1 protein-coding gene is annotated in these 791 nt (G+C 53.2%); it reads left to right on the top strand.

From position 1 onward, the window contains the following. The first annotated feature begins 58 nt into the window (after window positions 1-58). Window positions 59-376: a hypothetical protein gene (locus AC1DH9_RS30115; protein ID WP_427545669.1), complete on the top strand. Its 318-nt coding sequence runs from the start codon at window positions 59-61 to the stop codon at window positions 374-376. Window positions 377-791: the final 415 nt, after the last annotated feature.

The raw sequence follows: 791 nt of genomic DNA, 5'->3' as shown, positions 1-791 counted from the left end.
GAGTTTGTAGGCTATTGATTGATGACCCGGCATAAGCCATGAAGACGGGGAGCTACTAATGAAAACGCTGATAGTTGATCACTCTTGGACCAAGATCATCGAGCGAGATGAGTCCGCCAAGGTCGTGCTGGTGGCGAAGATTAAGCAGATCGAAGAAATCGAAGCTGCCATTCGAGCGGTTGAAGGTGAAGAGGCAGCCCGCAATGCTCTAAATGGTGGCTTGATAAAGCATGCATTAGCGCGCTGCCTGGAGAACTTGCAGGGATCTGTATCCGTAACGGAGCAGGACTTCTGGATCTGTTACGAGTTTGCGACAACCGCTGCGAAGAATGCTGAGCGAATCATTGACGAAGAGCTTTCGCACGTAGGGTCGTAATCGTAGGCGCCGCCCTCCGTGACGGAAGGCTGTGGCGTGATTCGGGGTTGTGGGCTATTTGTTGAGGATTCGGCATGCCGCCGAATCAAGGAGGCCGCTGATGAATAGCAAGCCTACGATCAAGGAAATTGCTGACGCCACAGGACTTACAGAGAACGAAGTGGGGGCCTACTTTGCCGACTCGGAGCTAAGGCCGGATGGCACGTGGCTCATCTACTTTGACCCCCGCATATTTGATGACCCTCTAATTTCAGAACGCCTGCGCGATGACCTGAAAGGATTCTTTACTTACGTGATGCCATTTAAGTCTGCTTCGAAATAGGCGAGGGTGGGTCAGACTGAAGCACGCTTGAGCTGAGCTGATGGACAGGCCTTCGGCGCGGCCGGTGAAGCGGCGGAATTTGTTGAGCAGTCC

It is taken from the genome of Pseudomonas sp. 05T35 (assembly GCF_056396605.1).
The sequence above is the reverse complement of the archived record's forward strand: the minus strand, read 5'-3'. Positions and strand labels throughout refer to the sequence as shown.

Coding starts and splice junctions, on each gene's coding strand:
- AC1DH9_RS30115 (WP_427545669.1), top strand. CDS start 59: ATGAAAACGCTGATAGTTGATCACTCTTGGACCAAGATCATCGAGCGA.